The 1,125-nt window shown below is 68.4% G+C and carries 2 protein-coding genes and 1 tRNA gene; all 3 read right to left on the minus strand.

What is annotated here, in order from left to right:
* Positions 1 to 214: 214 nt before the first annotated feature.
* Entirely contained in the window at positions 215 to 349 is a 135-nt protein-coding gene (locus K6I34_RS37270; protein ID WP_003958712.1) for a DLW-39 family protein, read from the minus strand.
* A gap of 182 nt (positions 350 to 531) precedes the next feature.
* Positions 532 to 605: transfer RNA gene (locus K6I34_RS37275), tRNA-Ile, on the minus strand.
* 72 nt (positions 606 to 677) lie between these two features.
* The coding region (locus K6I34_RS37280) for a DUF3566 domain-containing protein (protein ID WP_229332442.1) at positions 678 to 1,125 on the minus strand (448 nt) is incomplete at its 5' end.

The following is a 1,125-nucleotide window of genomic DNA, read 5'->3' on the forward strand; positions in this document are numbered from 1 at the left end:
CCCCCGCACCGGCGGCCCCGTAACCGTGCCGTGCCGCCGCCCCCGGCGAAGGTCGCCGTGCCCGTGCTGCTCGTCGCGCTGCTCTGCCTCGCGGTCGGCATCTGGGCCCTGAGCGTGAGCTGATTCACGTTCGCAATGATTTTATTTGCGCAAGCAAAACGACAGGGCCCCGGCCGCTTCGGCGGCCGGGGCCCTGCGTCAGGACTTTTTTGTTTTAGACACCCGAACCTGCGGGCACGGAGTCGGTCGCCTCCGTCCACAGGTCCTGCTCGGCGCGATCCGCCTGGATCTGGCGGTACACGAGGAGCCCGCCGATGGCGGCCAGTGCGACCAGGAGGAGCTTCTTCACCGCGCGACCTCGTCTTTCCTTAGACGTAAGGGGACCTCTGGTGGCCGATGATACACACCGGCCGATACCGATCGGTGACCTGTGCCGGGTCCACTTTCCGCACCCGCGCGGGCCCAACTCGCCCACCACGGAAAACAGATCGGCCCGGGCGGAGAATTCTCCGTCCGGGCCGACCTTGCGAGTGGGGCTAACAGGACTTGAACCTGTGGCCTCTTCCTTATCAGGGAAGCGCTCTAACCGTCTGAGCTATAGCCCCTCGCGACACCGAAAGATTAGCGCACTTGGGGCCCAGTCCCAAAATCGTCCGGGCCCCCGGCGTCGATCACCGTTATTCGTCCTCGGCGAGGGTCAGCTCCACACCGCCGACGAAGCCCGCCGACAGGTTGTAGACGAAGGCGCCCAGGGTCGCCAGCGCGGTGGCCAGCACCACGTCGATCACCGCGATGACCGTCGTGAAGAGGAGGACGTTCGGCAGCGACAGGAAGGACTGGAGGTCGAAGCTGTCCTTGCCGCTGGACGTGGCGTCGCTGACCGTCCCGGCGACGGTGGAGATGACGCCCATGGTGTCCAGGACCGTCCACAGCACCGCGGCGGCCACGATCGTGCACACGCCCAGCGCGATGGAGAGCATGAAGCTCACCTTCATCACCGACCACGGGTCGGCCTTGGCCACCCGCAGCCGGGCCTTGCGGGTGCGCGGCTGCGGCCGGGCGGCGGAGGCGGGCGCGGGCGCCGCGCCGTCCTGGGGGGCGGCCGGGCGCGGCACACGGGCCTGC

Source organism: Streptomyces sp. UNOC14_S4, from assembly GCF_020740835.1.
Taxonomy (GTDB): domain Bacteria; phylum Actinomycetota; class Actinomycetes; order Streptomycetales; family Streptomycetaceae; genus Streptomyces.